This window comes from Psychrobacter aquaticus CMS 56, assembly GCF_000471625.1.
Taxonomy (GTDB): Bacteria; Pseudomonadota; Gammaproteobacteria; order Pseudomonadales; family Moraxellaceae; genus Psychrobacter; species Psychrobacter aquaticus.
Map to the genome: position 1 here is coordinate 1 of NZ_AUSW01000003.1, position 18502 is coordinate 18502.

At 44.7% G+C, this 18502-nt stretch carries 14 protein-coding genes; 6 read left to right on the plus strand and 8 right to left on the minus strand.

What is annotated here, in order from left to right; genetic code table 11:
* Positions 1-27: 27 nt before the first annotated feature.
* Entirely contained in the window at positions 28-504 is a 477-nt protein-coding gene (locus M917_RS00040) for a hypothetical protein (protein WP_021812690.1), read from the minus strand.
* Between the two features lie 167 nt (positions 505-671).
* Positions 672-1613, minus strand: a complete 942-nt coding sequence (locus M917_RS00045; RefSeq protein WP_021812691.1) for a transaldolase — start codon at positions 1611-1613, stop codon at positions 672-674.
* A gap of 384 nt (positions 1614-1997) precedes the next feature.
* Between M917_RS00045 and pheA the strand changes: the two genes are divergently transcribed.
* From pheA to M917_RS00075, 6 genes are all read left to right on the plus strand, one after another.
* A complete protein-coding gene (gene pheA, locus M917_RS00050) occupies positions 1998-3179 on the plus strand; it encodes a prephenate dehydratase (protein WP_021812692.1) in 1182 nt (393 codons plus the stop codon).
* 97 nt (positions 3180-3276) lie between these two features.
* The gene (hisC, locus tag M917_RS00055; protein WP_021812693.1) at positions 3277-4419 is read left to right on the plus strand and encodes a histidinol-phosphate transaminase; all 1143 of its coding nucleotides are present in this window, start codon (positions 3277-3279) and stop codon (positions 4417-4419) included.
* 170 nt (positions 4420-4589) lie between these two features.
* Positions 4590-6890: a bifunctional prephenate dehydrogenase/3-phosphoshikimate 1-carboxyvinyltransferase gene (locus M917_RS00060; RefSeq protein ID WP_040641434.1), complete on the plus strand. Its 2301-nt coding sequence runs from the start codon at positions 4590-4592 to the stop codon at positions 6888-6890.
* Positions 6891-7139: 249 nt separating this feature from the next.
* Complete coding sequence (gene rarD / locus M917_RS00065; RefSeq protein ID WP_021812695.1) at positions 7140-8102, plus strand: EamA family transporter RarD; 963 nt, start codon at positions 7140-7142, stop codon at positions 8100-8102.
* Positions 8103-8138: 36 nt separating this feature from the next.
* The gene (folB, locus tag M917_RS00070) at positions 8139-8525 is read left to right on the plus strand and encodes a dihydroneopterin aldolase (RefSeq protein WP_021812696.1); all 387 of its coding nucleotides are present in this window, start codon (positions 8139-8141) and stop codon (positions 8523-8525) included.
* Positions 8515-9039 (plus strand): 2-amino-4-hydroxy-6-hydroxymethyldihydropteridine diphosphokinase, encoded by a 525-nt coding sequence (locus M917_RS00075; protein ID WP_040641431.1) that lies wholly within the window; start codon positions 8515-8517, stop codon positions 9037-9039. The genes folB and M917_RS00075 overlap by 11 nt, the downstream gene beginning before the upstream one ends.
* A gap of 149 nt (positions 9040-9188) precedes the next feature.
* Here the strand turns inward: M917_RS00075 and M917_RS00080 are convergent, their stop codons facing one another.
* From M917_RS00080 to ggt, 6 genes are all read right to left on the minus strand, one after another.
* Positions 9189-9635: a PACE efflux transporter gene (locus tag M917_RS00080; protein ID WP_021812698.1), complete on the minus strand. Its 447-nt coding sequence runs from the start codon at positions 9633-9635 to the stop codon at positions 9189-9191.
* A 182-nt stretch (positions 9636-9817) separates the two neighbouring features.
* Entirely contained in the window at positions 9818-10732 is a 915-nt protein-coding gene (gene cysE, locus M917_RS00085) for a serine O-acetyltransferase (RefSeq protein WP_021812699.1), read from the minus strand.
* A gap of 181 nt (positions 10733-10913) precedes the next feature.
* Complete coding sequence (locus M917_RS00090; RefSeq protein WP_021812700.1) at positions 10914-11804, minus strand: RNA methyltransferase; 891 nt, start codon at positions 11802-11804, stop codon at positions 10914-10916.
* On the minus strand, positions 11805-12185 hold the full coding sequence (locus tag M917_RS00095) for an Hpt domain-containing protein (RefSeq protein WP_021812701.1): 381 nt from the start codon (positions 12183-12185) through the stop codon (positions 11805-11807).
* 72 nt (positions 12186-12257) lie between these two features.
* Positions 12258-15971 (minus strand): DNA polymerase III subunit alpha, encoded by a 3714-nt coding sequence (gene dnaE / locus M917_RS00100; protein ID WP_021812702.1) that lies wholly within the window; start codon positions 15969-15971, stop codon positions 12258-12260.
* A 308-nt stretch (positions 15972-16279) separates the two neighbouring features.
* The gene (gene ggt / locus M917_RS00105) at positions 16280-18169 is read right to left on the minus strand and encodes a gamma-glutamyltransferase (protein WP_051354191.1); all 1890 of its coding nucleotides are present in this window, start codon (positions 18167-18169) and stop codon (positions 16280-16282) included.
* Positions 18170-18502 lie beyond the last annotated feature (333 nt).

The window sequence follows — 18502 nt, forward strand, 5'->3', positions numbered from 1 at the left end:
AGCGCGCTTTTTTTATATGGGTCAATGTTATGCCTTTTGTTTGGCTTGCTCATGATTTTTGCAAGCCTGTTCTACTATCGTGCGACCAATGGTGTTAGAGATGGTGATGGTGAAGTCCTTGGTAGTCAGTATCGGTTTTTCTGATTGCCAAGATTTGATGACTTTATTGTCCGCACCGTAATTTACGTATGCCCTTCTATAGTAACTGGAATCTTTGCAAGAAATAAGTAACTGCTGATCGCTATGGTGAATATTGTTTTCTTTGTTGGCTTGTGTCTCGTTTTTTTGCGCAGGTTTTTTCTGTGTAGGGTATGTTCTACGAATAGACACCGTGATATTTTCAACATTTTTTTCATCTATGATATTGATGTCGGAGCTTTCGATAGAGTCCAAATCTAAGCTAAAAACTGATCCAGTAGGACTGTCTGCCAACTTTGACCAATTCACTGCTTGTGCGCTGACTGCTAGAGCACCGCTTGCTAATAATACTGATAGCCGTTTCATAGTAAAGCCTTGCTTCTTCTTGTGGGAAGTGGGCCATAATAGCCAACTTGCTATTAGTAGGCAAATTTCTTTTATATATATACTGCTCTGATTATACTCGTAAAATAGAGGCTTTATAAAATGCACAAATAAGCGTTTTAAACATGAGAATACAACTTAGTTATACATCAGTTACGTATCGCCGCCAACATCTGAGCCAGCTCATCACGAGCACCAATAAAGCCATCGATACCTTTTGGTAATAGGTCTTGGGTGACTGTGTCTTGTTGATAAGCAGCACTGAACTCTTCATGTGTTAAGCTCACTCGGGTCATATCCGCCATATCCAGTGACATACTTGATGATAACTGCCGCGTAACCTCTGTATCCATTGCTGCCAGCTCATCGATAAGATTGGGCGCGATGGTCAGTAAATCACACCCTGCTAGGGCCAATATCTGCTCAGTTGAGCGGAAACTTGCGCCCATTACTTGCGTAGAGTAGTTATGTTGTTTGTAGTATTGATAAATACGCTTCACTGATTGTACACCCATATCATCCGAAGCGGGTACGTTTTGACGGTTCTGTTGGCGCTTTTGCCAGTCTAAAATACGGCCAACGAAAGGTGATATCAATGTCACGCCAGCATCTGCACAAGCAATCGCTTGGTGTTGGCCAAAAAGCAAGGTCAGATTACAATGGATACCTTGGGTCTCAAGATAGCGAGCGGCTTCGATGCCTTGCCAAGTAGCGGCCATTTTGATCAACACACGCTCTGAGTCGATACCTGCCTTTTGATAAGCTTCTATAAACTCCAAGGCTTTATCGATGGTGGCCCCAGTGTCATAAGACAAACGGGCGTCAACTTCAGTAGAAACACGACCTTCGATGAGCGCTAAAATATCACAGCCAACCCTTATAGTAAGCGCATCAATCACGGCATCGACATGCCCATTATAACGACTCATGGTTTCAGAAAGCATGCCTTGATTGTCAGAATGAATGAGCGCTTTGGTGATTAGGCTTGGGTTGGTGGTCGCATCGATAGGTTTTAGGCGCGCAATGTCGGCTAGATCACCAGTATCAGCGACAATCGTGGTCATGGTACGAAGCTGTTGTAATGCGCTCATTAGATATCTTTCCTTGTTTAATTACGGAATTACTGTCTTATTTGTAGGGGTATTTGCCATTTATTTTGAACTGTAACATAATTTTGAAGCCATGTTGGCTCGCAGTTTTATCGTGTGTCGTGGTCATATTGTATCACTTTGCGAATATTAGCGGGTTTACAGCATTTACATCCATTTACGCATGGGCACTGAGCACAGTTTTTGTTATAGTAGAGCGGGTCAGCTGTCTGACGGCTGTCTATGTTATTTGATACACGGTTAGCATATAGACACCCATAAAAAATAAGACTAGCAGGGCACAATATTTTTGATAGACCAGTCTATTGCATCTTAAAATCAACACAGTAATACTTACAGAGTATAAAATCAAAAAGGTGAGCGGTAATGAGTGAGCAGTCATCAGAGCAAAACATGGACAATCTAGATCAACCCATCGCAGGTGCTAGCGATACCGCAACTGAAAAAGAGTTTTTAGACAATATTCGTCAAAGTATTGATGCAGTAGACTGTGAAATTCAGACGTTAATCAATGACCGTGCTAAGCTGGCGCAACAAGTGGCTGCCGTTAAGAAAAACCACACTGCCAATCATGCAGCGGCCAACAATAGCAATCCTATTTTTTATCGTCCTGAGCGTGAAGCTCAAGTATTAAAAGCGGTGATGGCACGTAATACTGGCCCGATTGCTGATGAAAAAATGGCGCGTTTGTTCCGTGAAATCATGTCGGTTTGTTTGGATTTAGAAGCGCCGCAGCGCATCGCTTTCTTGGGTCCAGTCGGCACCTTTACCCATGCTGCTGCGCTCAAACATTTTGGTAAAGCGGCTGATACGGTGCCAATGACGACCATTACTGATGTGTTCCGTGAAGTGGAAGCGGGCACAGCGATGTATGGCGTAGTACCCGTTGAAAATTCGTCAGAAGGCGTGGTGAATCACACGTTGGATGGTTTCTTGTCTTCTAGTCTCAAAATCATTGGTGAAGTTGAGCTGCCTATTCATCAAAATTTCTTAGTCGCTGAACACACCAAAATTGACGGTTTAAGCCGTATTTATTCGCATCAGCAATCATTGGCGCAGTGCCGTCATTGGCTAGATGTGAACTTTCCGAATGTTGAGCGGGTTGCTGTATCGAGCAATGGTGAAGCGGCACGACGTTTAAAAAACGAATGGCATTCCGCGGCGATTGCAGGGGATGTGGCGGCGGCGGAATATGATTTACACAAGCTTTATTCAAATATCGAAGACAATCCAAGCAACACCACACGTTTCCTTATCATTGGTCATGAAGCGATTGCACCATCAGGACAAGATAAGACTTCTATTGTCGTATCTGCGCATGACAAAGCAGGGGCGTTGATCGAAATCTTAAAGCCTTTGTCGTACCATGGCGTTTCTATGACCAGTATTGAAACACGGCCTGAACGTCCTAATAAGTGGGCATACGTCTTCTTTATTGATATGAACGGTCATATCGATGAAGCAAATGTCAGTGCCGCTATTGCGGATATTCGCCCGTTGGTAAAAGATGTGCGTATACTTGGCTCTTATCCAAAAGCAGTATTATAAATTGCATAATCGCCATGCCTCTATAATAAAAGCTGTCATAACTAAAACGAATAGGCTTAATCAATAATAGATGTCTCATCACATCTAAGGATAAATCATGCAGCCAACGCAATCGACAAAGTCAAATTTATCACCGCTCGTCCCTGCTTATGACAGTATTTTGGCATTGGCTCCGTATCAGACTGGAAAGCCAATAGAAGAGTTGACGCGTGAATATGGCGTCTCAGATGTGGTGAAATTGGCCAGTAATGAAAATCCGATGGGCTGCTCACCGCATGTGACGTTGGCAGTGACCGAGCAATTGGGTCAACTGGCGCGTTACCCTGATGGCAATGGTCATTATCTCAAGCAAGCGTTGGCTGACTTCAATGATGTCACCGTCGATCAGATAACTCTAGGCAATGGCTCTGACGATTTGCTCGATATTTTGGCACGTAGTTTTGCGGGTGCTTCTGATGCTATTGTTTATAGTCAGTACGCCTTTATTGTTTATCCGATGCTGGCTAAAATGCAAGGCGCAACGGGTATTGAAGTACCAGCGCAGCGCTTTGGTCATGACCTAAAAGCCATGAGTCAAGCAGTTCAAGACAACCCTAATACTAAGATCGTCTTTATTGCCAATCCCAACAATCCAACTGGTACACAACTTGAGCATAATGTGTTGCGTGAGTTTATGGACAGTGTGCCAAGCTCGGTATTGGTGGTATTGGATGAAGCTTATATCGAATATAGTCCTGAAAGTAATAATCGAGCGTTGCTTGACGAGTTTGATAATGTGGTCATCGTCCGCACGTTTTCAAAAGCCTATGGACTGGCCGGTCTAAGGGTTGGTTATGCCTTAAGTTCGGTGGCAGTGGCAGATTTATTGAACCGTATTCGTCAGCCATTTAATGTCAGCCGTGTGGGTTTAGCTGCTGCTGCTGCTGCCCTTCGTGATCAAGACTTTATCGAAAAAACTCGTCAGATAAATGATGAGCAAATGCGTTGGTTAGAAAAGCAGTTTGACGCCCTAGGATTGGGGTTTATTAAATCACATGCCAACTTTATTATGGTAGAAATAGAAGTTGAAATGGAAGACACGACTGCCACCGTGATTTATGAGGCGTTACTTGAGCAAGGTGTAATCGTCCGTCCTTTAGCAGTGTATGGGTTACACAATTGGCTACGTATCACGGTAGGTTTGGCAGAAGATAACCTGCGTTTGATCGATACTTTACATTCTATTTTGACCGAGGATTAATGTGTGTCGTTATATGATTTTAGATAAATGACACAATTCGCTATTCAATTTTATGATACTAACGTTAGCGTACTTTACCAAGACTGACGCTAGTGTGTTCAACGAGAAACGCCGTGAGTAACCAGCAAAAACACCATCAGAATAATAAAAAAACGCTTTTAAATAATCAGTTGTCCCTATTTAGGCAAGTTTGTGTCATTGGCCTAGGACTGATTGGTGCTAGCCTTGCTCAAGCCATCAAAGACAACGGCTTGAGCGCGCGTCTGGTCGCAGTTGATAGGCATGCACCAAGTATCGCCGAAGCGATCCAACAACAGTTGCTGGATACGGGCAGTGCCCGTCTGAGTGATGTGGTCGGTGGTAGTGATTTAATTATCATTGCTGTACCAGTACAAGCGGTACAAGCGGTGTTTGCTGATATCAAACAAGCAATGGATGATGGACAGCTGGCAACGGATTGCATCATTACTGATGTTTGTAGCACCAAGGTTAATATCATTGATGCCGCCAATGCGGTGTTTGGATCGCTGCCTGTAGGTTTGGTGCCTGCCCATCCAATTGCTGGCGCTGAGAATTCAGGGTATCATGCTCGCCGCGCCAACTTGTTTGTCAATCATAGCGTTATCATTTGTGAGCTACCCACGACCAGTGATGTAGCCATTGCGAAACAGCGTCTATTATGGGAGGCAGTGGGCGCAACGGTTATGACAATGGCCGCTGACCATCACGATGCCATATTGGCGCATACCAGTCATCTGCCGCATTTGCTCGCGTTTAATTTGGTTGAGCAGCTGGCAAGTCATGACGACAATTTGGACATGTTTCGCTATGCTGCTGGTGGCTTCCGTGATTTTACTCGAATAGCTGCCAGTGATCCCAAAATGTGGCACGATATATTTTTTGCCAACCAAAGCGCGATTGTCAGCGCCCTTGATGAATATGGTGTTTATTTACAGACCATGCGTCAGCTTATCATCGATAAAGATTCAACCGCCCTGATGGGAATTTTGGGCCGTGCGCAAGCCGCGCGGCGACATTTTGGCCATATGTTAGCCAGCACCCCTTATACGGATACCTCTACCATGTCAGCTTCTTATATTATTACACCTAGCAATACCGTTTATGGCACGATTGCCATTCCTGGTGACAAATCTATCTCGCATCGCAGTATTATGCTTGGTAGCCTTGCGACGGGCATCACACATGTGACAGGATTTTTGGAAGGCGAGGATGCCTTAGCGACATTGCAAGCGTTTCGTGATATGGGTGTGACCATCGAAGGGCCTGATAATGGTAAATTGACCATTCATGGTGTGGGAATGAATGGCTTAAAACCGAGTAAAACCCCGCTGTACATGGGTAACTCAGGTACTAGTATGCGCCTGTTATCGGGTATCTTGGCGGCACAACCATTTGACAGTGTGCTGACAGGTGATACCAGTCTGAGTAAACGTCCTATGGAGCGCGTGGCAGCACCGCTACGTGCGATGGGTGCCGTTATTCAAAGTACGGGTCATAGTGGTACAGCACCACTTAGCATTACGGGTCGAGACAAGATTGGCAAACCGCTACAAGGTATAGACTATGAGCTGCCAGTTGCTTCTGCGCAGATTAAGTCTTGCTTATTGCTGGCGGGTCTGTGGAGCGAGGGCACAACGACGATTGCCCAACCAGAAGTCAGTCGCGATCATACCGAGCGTATGCTATCAGCCTTTGGTTATCCAGTCACTGTCGATGGCAATCGCATCAGTGTAACAGGTGGCGGTACATTAACAGGTGGTGATATCGCTGTGCCTGCTGATATCTCCTCAGCGGCCTTTTTTATGGTGGCAGCTGCCATTAGTCAAGGTAGTGAGCTGACCTTAACGCAAGTGGGTATTAATCCTACCCGTACTGGTGTGATTGATATCTTGAGGTTGATGCAGGCCGATATTACCTTGAGTAATGAGACGCATGTGGGCGGCGAACCAGTGGCAGACATTATGATTCGTAGCTCAAACTTAGTCGGTATCGAGATACCAGAGCATCTGGTACCGCTGGCGATTGATGAGTTTCCCGTGCTATTCATCGCCGCCAGCTGTGCGCAAGGCCGTACCGTGTTGACGGGAGCAAAAGAGCTGCGTGTTAAGGAGTCTGACCGTATTGCAGTCATGGCCGAAGGCTTACAAACGCTTGGTATTGATTGTACGGTCACTGACGATGGCTTAATTATTGAAGGTAAGGGCAGTGAAGATAAAGGGGTTGCAAGTGAAAGCGGGGATATAAATAACAGCCACCCTGTTTTTGGCGGCGGTCAAATTACCTCCCATCACGATCATCGTATTGCCATGAGCTTTGCCGTAGCCAGTTTACGTGCCTCAACGCAAATCACCATCGAAGGTGTTGAAACGGTCAATACCAGCTTCCCCGGCTTTGCGGAACTTGCCAACCAAATTGGTATGTCTATTCAGGTTGATAGCGCAAGCGCTTAGAGCTGTAGAATTTATAACTCAATAAGTTATTAGATATATGAGTAAGGTTAAAGCGCTTATTTGCTAACCTTTAGATAAAATTTATTTCCAACCAGTTGTTATCGGTAGCAATGTGTTGATGTCTATATGGACATCAACACATTGCTTTTTAACTTATATCTTATCTGTAGTAACCCTGCGTTTTTGCCATTGCCTTAATAGGTACTATTATGCGAGGGCGCGCTTTGCTCTAAAAAGTTGTACTGTACTATGACCACCCAAAATGTCATCAAAACACCAGCCGCGCCTATCAAAACAACCAGACGTGGCATCGTAACCGCGCTTATCGCTTTTTCCATATGGGGCGGGTTTCCATTATATTTTAAACAATTGGCTGCCTATGATGCGACTGAGATTATCGGACACCGTATCGTCTGGACATTTGCATGTTTGCTTGTCGTGTTGGTGGTTACCAAACGTTGGGGATGGATCGATACGCTGAAGAAAAATCCAAGATGGATAGCGTTTTCGTTCATATCTGGTTTGATTATCGCAACCAATTGGCTCACGTATGTATGGGCGGTCAATCACGATCGTATCCTCGAAGCCAGTTTGGGGTATTTTATCGGACCCTTAGTAGGCGTGGCGTTATCGATGATTTTATTCAAAGAGCGCCTGCGGACGTTGCAGTGGGTCGCCATTGGTTTTGCCTTATTATCCGTGGTCATTCAAGTAGTTATGATCGGTAGCTTGCCTTGGATATCGTTAATATTGGCCTTTAGTTTTAGTACGTATGGGACGATTCAACGGCAAACCCCACTGACTGCAGTCGATGCGATGTTTGTTGAAACGACGATGCTGGTGCCGATTTGCTTATGGTGGTTTTGGCAGGCAGATGTGGTCAGTAGTCAATTGAGCTTTTGGTTCAGTCCCAACATTTGGCTATTGATGATCGCAGGCCCGATTACCTTGATACCGCTATTGCTGTTTAACAAGTCGACTAAACTGGTGGCTTATAGTATCTTAAGTTTTATGAATTATTTGACGCCGACCTTTATTTTCTTCTTAGCGGTATTTTATTATAACGAGCCGTTTGATTTGCATCGTTTAGCAGTATTTGGTTTGATTTGGCTGGGTCTGCTATTATTCAGTATTGATTTGTGGCGACATCGTCCTAGCAAAGCATTGAAGGCCGAACGCTTACGCGAAGAGGCTTTACAGCAAGGTCAATGAAATTTTGAATTAAAAATAAGCAATGAGGATGGCAGCATGTTTCATACCCAGTCTGATGTGGTATTTATAAAAGGTTTGAAAGTCGAGGCAGTGATTGGTGTTTATGAGTGGGAACGCGCTATCACTCAGCCGTTATTGATTGATATCGCGCTTGAAACGGATATTAGCCAAGCAGCAATCTCGGATAATGTTGACGATGCGCTGAATTATAAAGCGGTCTGTGATGATGTGAGCGAATGGTGCCAAGCCATCAAGGCGAAGCTTCTTGAGCATTTGGCAGGACAAATTGCTGATAAACTACTCGAAAAATATGCTACTCATAAAGTTACGTTAAGCATTGCCAAGCCAACTGCTATTAAACAAGCTGATGCGGTTGGTGTGCAAATCACGCGTCATGCCAAAGCTCCCTCTAATGATGCATAAAGCGCTGGCTGGTTTAAATAGTGACACTTTGGAAAGATATGCACCTGAAGCGTTGCAAGCGCAATTGGTGACGGCCGTACTATTGGCTTTGGGTAGCAATTATCATGCTGAAAAATATTTAGCGATTGTTCGGGAGCGATTGTCGACCTTGGGTGAAATACAACAATCGACAGCTTTTCAAAATCCTGACTTTACAGCGACCCCTGAGTTGCCAAAGCCTGACTATACCAATCAATGTGTCTATCTGTCTCTAAAATTACCTATGACATTGCAGCGGCTACAGCAAACGTTCAAACAGTTTGAATGTGAGTGTCACAGGCAGCGCTTAACAGAACAATCAATGTCTATAAAACAAGTCACGATGGATATTGATATATTGCTCATAAGTTTGTATATCACTACAAATAGCCTAAGCAAAAATAGTGATTCTAAATGGATAGTTATGAACGACCGTTATCCATTTAAAGCGCATGAAAAAGTGGGGATGGAGGAATTAATACAACGAAGTATGTAAATATAGTCAATACGGAATGGAATATATATATACCATATTATGACGCGAGACTGGGATAGTTCTTTTTTGCTGTGCCTACGCTGTCAGAGGCTACAAAAAATACCCCACTTTTACTGACCCTCTTTTGTATCGATCTGACTGTAAGAAGGCTACCTACGTCTGGCAAATGCATGAGCTTGTGGCAATAAAGGGAATATCTTGTCAAACACAAGCGTAAAAACAAAGGTATACACTAAAAAAAATGCCAATAATGCCGCTTCCATGGTAAAAGCAGTCCATAGCCCCACATCGTACCACAGCATATATAACGGCAAACAAATTAAGATTAGTCCACCTTCAAACCCTAGAGCATGAAACGCCCGTATGACAAGCGTACGTTTATGGATTTGCCAGTGTTTTTCTAGCGCTTCAAAAATAGAGTTATAAAAAAAATTCCAGACCACTGCTGCGCCTGAAATCATAATGGCCATGGGCAAAGACTGTATGGCATCGCTACCACTGAGTAGCATCAAAATAAAAGTAGAGAACAAGATAGCCAGTATTTCAAAAACAGTCACATAGACAATACGGCGTTTGATAGGGGTCAATGTATTCAACCGAAACTCCAATGAGCCTTTTGGCTTTTATAAAAAACAAAAAGCCGGTCCGTCCCGGTTAATATGACAATATACAATCAATAGAGCAGTACCACGGTTTCCGTCTGCAGGATTATTATAACAAAATTTTCTGATGAATAAAAATGATGTCAACCGTGGTGGTTATTAGCCAATAAAGTAGCTTACTTTGATTTCCCATCATCAGGCTGGTCGATATCAGCACGCCCAATGATATCTAAATCCTCTAAGCACAATTTGTCGTATTCTTTTTTACAAAAATTAGGATCGAGTTGGCACATAGCAGCTTGTAATTGATCTAAGCGGTTTTCTGATTGCTTGATGTGCTCAAGCATTTTTGCAAAGGCCTCTGTGACTGGATCTTGTGAAAATGGGTCGACACCGTAGGCTTGAAAAGTAGTGGTGCGCTTTGTATCTGACACCGTGTCTTTCGTCTGCTGTCTGTTAGTGTTACCAGCTTGCGCCACTTTTTCTTGCTGTTTGGCATCTTGCACTTTGGTTGTGATGGGGTTGCCTTTGTCATCGTGATGATCTGAGATCATACGCGCCGCACTACCAACCATCGTTGCACCCGCTGGTACAGGCTTTACAACTACCGCATTTGAGCCTATTTTTGCGTTTTTACCGACGGTAAATGGCCCCAAAACTTTTGCCCCAGCGCCAACGGTGACACCATCTTCTAGTGTTGGATGACGTTTGCCATTATTCCAAGAAACGCCGCCCAAAGTCACGCCGTGATACAGCGTGACGTCGTTACCAATCTCAGCGGTTTCACCTATGACGACCCCCACACCATGATCAATAAAAAAACGTCTACCGATTTTGGCGGCAGGGTGAATTTCAATGCCGGTAATAATTCGTGAGCCATATGAGATAACCCGTGCTGCCAGTTTTTGTTCGTGATTCCATAGACAATGTGCACCGCGATGCAAGATAAGTGCGTGAATGCCGGGATAGGTCAATATGACTTCCAGACTATTGCGTGCCGCAGGGTCACGATTGAATACTGCATCAATATCTTCTTTTAAGTCTTTTTTGATGCTGGTAAGCGATTTGAACAATTTGGATGGGAATGACATAAAGCGTCCTATCTATTCGTCGGTAAAATATCGTGACTAAAAGTGTCTTTGTTTCTCTTAAGTTATAGCAGTTTTGTATCATAAAATATAGTGATGAATTATCATATAAAAACTGACACTCATAAATCAATATCAATTTATGAGTGTCAGTTTTCTATAGCCTACGCATAATTAAACGCAATCAGTTGCCGCCGTCTTTTGAGAGTTTGGCCATTAAAGCGCTCAATAACTGGTATTCTTTTTGATCAAGTTGTAGGCGTGAGCCAAGTCTGGACAATCGTGATGGTAATGACTTTAGATGTTCGCTATCAGCCAAACCGCGCTGAACCATAAGCTCAGTCATACGCTGGGTAAGTTGCTGCTGCTGCTGCTGAGTAATGGCTGGTTCATCCCATTGCTGTCGAAGATGGACGTCTAAAGTAGGCTGAACCGCTGCCTCCAACTCATTGTCTCGGCTGCTGGCTGGCTGAGAATGTGTTTGTGCATAAGCGAAGATAAAGCTCGCTATCACTTGTACGGCTGAGGCAACATTCAGCACTGGATAGGCAGGATTGGCATCGATTTGAATATGATAATCTGCATAAGCCAATTCTTCATTGGTCAAACCGCGGTCTTCACGGCCAAATAAGATGGCAATATTTGGTTTGCTTGGGGGCTGAGCGCTTACATTGTCATTAGCTATATCAAGAGTGGATTGCTTATCGATAAAATCAAACATGATATTGGCCGCTTGGGTGGGCGTCACCACAGGGCGCGGCATGTGACGGCTGCGACTGCTGGCGGCAAATACTAGCTGACAGTCCGCTATCGCAGACTCTAGGGTGGGTACTATCACTGCGGATGACAATAAATCGCTACCACCGGCGGCATGAGAAACACTGGTTTCATCAATCGGTAGCTTAGGGTCAACGACAGTCAAACGTGATAAACCCATGGTGTGCATGGCACGGGCTGCCGAGCCAATATTGGCAGGCAAAGTCGTATTAACCATGACTACTTGCAGACAACCGAGATAATCATTCACGCTATGAGCTTTTATTGGGGCGGTAGAGGATGGCAAGTCGTTACGCATTTATTGTCCCAATCGTTGATGGATTTCTTGTTTTGCACGTTGTAGTGCGGTTGCGATATTTTCAATAAGCTCAGCCTGTTCACTGATACGATGGTCACGGCAGAGTGATTGTAATTGGGTGCTAAGGTTCACCAGCTGTGTTGTCCCCAAGTTAGCACTAGCACCTTTTAGGGCATGAGCAATCTCAAAACCATTGGCATTGTCATTTGTTTGTTGAGCGTTTCGCAGTAATGCCACTCGTTGCTGACTGTCAGTGAGATAAACTTGTATCAAATCGGCAAAGTCTTCTTCTAGTAAATCACGCATGTCTTCGAACTGCTCATGATTAATAATTTCTTCATCAGCTTGAAGAAACATATGGTTATTGGGCATTTCATTCATGGTTTTGTATCCAGTTTTTAAAGGTTAAAGCAATAAAATCACTATAATAAATTTTCTAAGGGTAAAGAACATTTAGCTGTAATGAAAGTGTAAGTTGTCTTCACTGACCATGTTCTTTAATTGCTGCAAATTGTCGTCGTTGGGGTAGATGCGCCAATGTTCAGACAGTCCCACATTGGCAATACCAAACACGTCATAAACACTCAGGCCAAGTGGCAAACAGTTGTCATTAATAGAGGCATCCGTATTGCTCAACGCATTGTTGGCGTAACTGTCGTCGTTTGCATAACGGCTATCTTGACTGACATCATTTTCTAACGCCAATAAGTCATTACCATTTTCATCATACAAGCTGCCGCCCATAGCAGGATCATAAGCGCCATTAGGACCGCTACCTTGCTCATCCTGCTCATTGTTATGTCCTAACCGAGGCGCAGGGATAATGTCAGCTTGTGCCGATTTAAGCAACGGTTGCAAACGCGTGAGTAAAGTCATGTCGTTACCATGAACTTTGATGCTGATCTTTTTGAGCCAACGCAAGCGTGCATCCACCATGCTCATCGCGCTATCGAGACGCGCAAACAACCGCCCATCACGCTCGCGTATGCTGCCTTTGATAATAACCACTTCATCGACTTTTAGCTGATCTTTAACACGGTTAAAGCGCTCCGCATAACAGCTAACTTCAAGTCGAGACGTACCGTCATCCAAGATAATCACATTGCGATTACCGAAATTGGCAATATCGATAATTAGTCCTGCAAAATAGCAGCTGCCGTTGTAGCCAGTGTCAGTGAGCTTGTCGAGACGGGCACCTGAGGTATAGCGTTTTAACTCATCCAAATACTCGTTGATGGGATGACCTGTTAGGTACAGTCCCAAGGTGTTTTTTTCCGCTTTTAAGCGATGTTTATCACCCCAGATCAGCTCTGGTGTCATGACGAGTGGCGGCGCGGCAACCACACCATCCATCTCGCCGAACAAGTCCATCATGCCGATTTCGCGGTTTTGACGGTCTTGTTCAGCCGCTTGGACGGCACTTGGCAGCTGACTCATTAATGCGCCGCGAATTTCGTACGCTTCATCGGCTGGCAAGTCAGGTCGTAAAGTGGCAGCAAAGTCATCAAAACAGCCCGCGTTTATCAATCCTTCAAGGGTGCGCTTATTGACTTTTTTGATATCCACTCGGCGACAAAAGTCATATAAATCTTTGAAAGAACCTTCACGTCGGCGTGCTTCGACAATGGATTCAACAGCGCCTTCGCCCACACCTTTGATAGCACCAAGTCCATAAATAATATTGGTCGGCGTATCCGCAACGAAGTGCCACTCACTACGGTTTACGGAAGGATTTACGACGGTCAAACCAAAGTTTTCACGGCAATCGTTGATAAAGAACACTACGTTGTCGGTGTTGTTCATATCAGAGGTGAGTACCGCTGCCATAAATTCAGCAGGATAATATTGCTTTAGATAGGCTGTTTGATACGCCAAAACTCCGTAAGCGGCAGAATGTGAGCGGTTAAAACCGTAACCTGCGAACTTTTCCATCAAGTCAAAGACGCCGCCTGAGGTGACCTCATCAATGCCTTGCGAGGTTGCACCAGTGACAAAAATGTCGCGCTGTTTGGCCATTTCTTCCGGTTTTTTCTTACCCATGGCGCGGCGCAACATATCGGCGCCGCCCAAGCTATAACCCGCCATCACCTGTGAGATTTGCATGACTTGTTCTTGATAGACAATAACGCCGTTGGTGTTTTCTAAAATTGGCTCAAGATTGGGATGGTCATAGATGACTTCTTCGCGGCCGTGCTTACGGTCGATATACATCTCTACCATACCTGCATCGAGTGGCCCCGGACGGTACAGCGCACACATGGCAATAACGTCTTCGATATTGGTCGGCTGCAGTTTGGCTAAATATTTTTTCATACCCATGCTTTCTAACTGAAAGACCGCCGTGGTCTTGGCATCTTGCAAGAGCTTGTAGGCTTTTTTATCATCCAACGGCAGGTCTTCTAACACCAGCGCATCTTTGCCTTCTTTGGCACGGCGCAGGTTGATGTTCTCAACCGCCGCGTTAATCACCGTTAAGTTGCGCAAACCCAAAAAGTCAAACTTTACCAGTCCAACTGCTTCGACATCATCTTTATCGAATTGACTGACACGGTGTCCATCATCATCACAATAAATGGCACTAAAATCGGTGATTTTGTGCGGGGCGATTAATACGCCACCGGCATGTTTACCTACATTTCGACACACGCCTTCAAGCTTAATCGCCATCTCCCAGATTTCAATGGCATCTTCATAATCCATATTGTCAGGGTTAGATATCAAGTCTTTAAGTTGTGGCTCTTGTTCAAGTGCTTGGCTAAGCGTGATGCCGGGTGTTTTGGGAATCAGTTTAGATAATTTGCTGGCTAAAAAGTAGGATTTGCTCTGTACTCGCGCCACATCGCGTACCACTGCTTTTGCTGCCATCGTACCAAAGGTAATGATTTGCGAGACCGCTTCACGTCCATAAGTTTGCGCGACATAATCAATGACGCGATCACGACCTTCAATACAAAAGTCAATATCAAAATCGGGCATGGATACCCGTTCAGGGTTCAAGAAGCGCTCAAATAACAGATCGTAATGGATAGGGTCAAGATCGGTAATATTCAGCGCGTAGGCGACTAGCGAGCCTGCACCAGAACCACGACCCGGTCCGACGGGCACGCCATTGGCTTTTGCCCAGCGGATAAAGTCCATAACGATCAGAAAGTAACCGGGGAAACCCATGGATAAGATCACTTCCAGCTCGTACTCTAGGCGCTCATCATACTTTTGGCGAATATTGCTCCAATTATCAGTACGTGCTTCAACAGGAAATAGCTTGTCTAAACGTTGCGTGAGACCGCGCTGGGATTCTGCTCGAAAAAACGACTCGATTGTCTCACCTTCAGGAACAGGAAAGTCGGGTAGGACGTTAATACCAAGCGTCAAAGTCACATTGCAGCGCGTTGCCAATCGTGAAGTATTGTCAATCACCTGTGGAATATCCGCAAACAACTGCACCATTTGGTCTTGAGTCTTAAGGTATTGCTCATCTGAATAAGTTTGCGGTCGATTTAGATCAGCAAGTACGTAAGAGCCTGCGATACAAACACGTGCTTCGTGAGCATCAAAATCGTCTTGTTCTAAGAAGCGCACGTCGTTATGAGCAATGATAGGAATATTGTGTTTGGCACCCGAGTGAATAGCGGCTTTAATAAAGGCATCTTCCCCTGAGCGATTGGTACGCTTAATCGCAAAATATAAGCGATCATCAAATTGTGCTTGCCATTCTGTTAGCAGCTCATCGGCTTTTTCTGGCATAGAGCCGACCAATGCTTGACCGACATCTGACTTTTCGGTAAATAAAATAATGACACCAGCTGCATGCTCTAAAATATGGCTGCGTTTAATGACTGGTGTGCCATGATTGATGGGGTCAGCACGTCCTTCGGTAAATCCAAGCGATACGATGCGGGTAATATTTTGATAGCCCTCATTATTCATCGCCAGCAGAGTAAGCCGCGTGTCTTCATTCTCCATGATGACTTCACTGCCGATAACCGGTTTGATACCAGCGCCTAGGCAGGCACGATAGAACTTCACCGTCGCATAAAGGTTGGATAAATCAGTCAATGCAAGCGCACGCTGATTGTCAGCAGCAGCAGCTTTGACCAACGGCTTAATGCGCACGATAGAATCGGTGATTGAATATTCGCTATGAATACCAAGATGTACAAATGCCATAGAGGACTCTTACGGATGCGATCAAAAAAATAGGCTGATAAAAAGATTATTATCAAGGGTTTATACTGATAATCTGCGACAAAAAATACAGTGATAGTCGTATTTATTCGCTTTAAATCAGGTCGTGAATGATAGCATTATTTGCCGTAGACAGCCACCGATTCAAGGGCTTTAATCTGAGTGAGGTTAGTAATCATGCTATTTAAATGAGGCACAACATAATATTAAAAATCCCACTAGACTATTAGCGTAGTGGGATTTTTTTAGGGGCGGTATATAAGTCACAAATAAGTACTAATGATTTTACATCAATAACCAACCACCGCCGCATCGACAATACGCGGATCAGATGAGCCATAAACGCCATTAGGGGTAACCATAATCGATTGCGTTGACCCCATGGCGGATTGCGGGCTTACCGTATGTCCCATCGACTCTAGTTTTTTGATGGTATCGACATTGAGCGCTTTTTCGATACGAATCTCATCAGGCAACCATTGGTCGTGAATACGCGGGGCATGAGTCGCCTCAGCGATATTCATGTCATGATCGATGACGTTTGAGATGACTTGGGTGACGGTGGTGATGATACGGCTACCACCTGGGCTACCAGTGACGATATAGGGTTTGCTGTCTTTGAAAACCAGCGTCGGACTCATAGAGGACAGTGGTCGCTTGTTGGCTTCAACGGCATTTGCCTCACCGCCTAACAATCCATAACCATTCGGTACGCCGGGCTTGGCAGAAAAATCATCCATTTCATTATTCAATAAAATGCCTGTCCCTTCAGCGACAAGACCCGTACCGTAAGAGAAGTTGAGCGTATACGTATTCGCTATGGCATTACCGTCTTTATCAACAATAGAGAAATGCGTGGTCTGGTCACTCTCGTAAGGGAGTGGATTGTTGGCTTTAATCGTCGCGGCTGGCGTGGCTTTATTTGGATCAATCAAAGCGCGCAGTTTGTCAGCATAAGCTTGTGACGTTAAGCCGCTGGCAGGGACATCAATAAAGTCGGAATCTCCCAAGTATTCTGCACGATCAGCATACGCCAATTGCATCGCTTCCGCCATTAGGTGAATGGTTTGGGCGCTGTTTTGCCCATAGTCTTTTAGCGGATAGCCTTCTAAAGTATTCAAGATTTGGATGATGTGAATACCACCAGAGGAAGGCGGCGGCATAGAGACAATCTCATAACCACGGTATTCACCTTTTACTGGCTCGCGAGCGATGGCTTCATAATTGGCCAAGTCCTGCAAACTCATACGGCCGCCAGCATCATTGACGGCTTTGACCAGTTTGCGGGCGGTTTCTCCTTTATAAAACCCATCCGCGCCTTGGGCTGCAATCAGCTTGAGAGAGCGGGCAAGTTCTGGTTGTTTGAGACGTTCGCCCGGCTGATAGTCGCTGCCGTCAGCTTTAAAAAACACCTTTTTGGTACTTGGCCATTTCTGCAAGCGATCGCTTAAGGCGGTGAGTGACTCAGATAAGCCAGCAGTGACTTCTATACCGTCCTCAGCCAACGCAATGGCGGGTGCCATGACCTGTCCGCGACTCATCGTGCCATGGTCTTCTAGTGCTTTTAGGAGTCCTGCGACTGTACCGGGGACACCAACCGCTAAGCCATGATAACGAGATAAATCGCTAACGGCATTGCCATCTGCGTCGAGATACATATCACGAGTGGCAGCACTTGGTGCTTTTTCGCGATAATCGAGTGCCACGGTCTTGCCTTGTTTGGCATCGTAAATCATCATAAAACCGCCACCACCAATATTGCCCGCACGCGGCAAGGTCACGGCTAAAGCAAAGCCAACCGCGACTCCAGCATCTACCGCATTACCACCATCTTTTAAAATCTTAAGTCCGATATCAGACGCAAGCGCTTCTTGCGTGGCCACCATGCCGTTCTTTGCCCAAACAGGATGATGAATAGCATCCGCAGAATAGATGGCTTGATCCGCTTGAGCAGTATTGATTGCAGGTTTAATGCCAGTGGTTTTCGCTCGCGTAATGCGCTGATTTTCAGACAATACGATCGGTGCGTCTGCCATGACTGCTAAATTAATTGCACTGGTATTGACGGAGGTGTTGTTGATTGTGTCGCCGTTTATCGAAGCCGTTGTTTCAAGAGCATGGGCGGATACAGACAACAGTAGCGTACTACTGATTAATAAGGCAGTCATTTTGAATGGCATTTGCTTTTGGGATTGCTGGATTTTAGGTGACTGAATGGCGTGATGATGACCAGAAAATAAGTGTGACATCGCAAAGTCCTTTTTACGCGAGTGAGAAAAATAGTTTCATAAGGTTGATAAAGTAATGACGCTACTTGAATAGTAACGAAAATAACCAATGGTAGAAAGTTGTTTATTAGATTTTAAATTTTATGATTATCCTCTGATTTTATCCTACTGTTAGTCATCGCTTTATGACCATGTAGCGATCATGAGATGTTTTATTTAATAATATTTATGAATTAATAAAGAATTCCTTGTAAATAGTGCTCTGATATTACTAAATTGTAACCT

Coding starts and splice junctions, on each gene's coding strand:
- M917_RS00040 (WP_021812690.1), bottom strand. CDS start 504: ATGAAACGGCTATCAGTATTATTAGCAAGCGGTGCTCTAGCAGTCAGC.
- M917_RS00045 (WP_021812691.1), bottom strand. CDS start 1,613: ATGAGCGCATTACAACAGCTTCGTACCATGACCACGATTGTCGCTGAT.
- pheA (WP_021812692.1), top strand. CDS start 1,998: ATGAGTGAGCAGTCATCAGAGCAAAACATGGACAATCTAGATCAACCC.
- hisC (WP_021812693.1), top strand. CDS start 3,277: ATGCAGCCAACGCAATCGACAAAGTCAAATTTATCACCGCTCGTCCCT.
- rarD (WP_021812695.1), top strand. CDS start 7,140: ATGACCACCCAAAATGTCATCAAAACACCAGCCGCGCCTATCAAAACA.
- folB (WP_021812696.1), top strand. CDS start 8,139: ATGTTTCATACCCAGTCTGATGTGGTATTTATAAAAGGTTTGAAAGTC.
- M917_RS00075 (WP_040641431.1), top strand. CDS start 8,515: ATGATGCATAAAGCGCTGGCTGGTTTAAATAGTGACACTTTGGAAAGA.
- cysE (WP_021812699.1), bottom strand. CDS start 10,732: ATGTCATTCCCATCCAAATTGTTCAAATCGCTTACCAGCATCAAAAAA.
- M917_RS00090 (WP_021812700.1), bottom strand. CDS start 11,804: ATGCGTAACGACTTGCCATCCTCTACCGCCCCAATAAAAGCTCATAGC.
- M917_RS00095 (WP_021812701.1), bottom strand. CDS start 12,185: ATGAATGAAATGCCCAATAACCATATGTTTCTTCAAGCTGATGAAGAA.
- dnaE (WP_021812702.1), bottom strand. CDS start 15,971: ATGGCATTTGTACATCTTGGTATTCATAGCGAATATTCAATCACCGAT.
- ggt (WP_051354191.1), bottom strand. CDS start 18,169: ATGCCATTCAAAATGACTGCCTTATTAATCAGTAGTACGCTACTGTTG.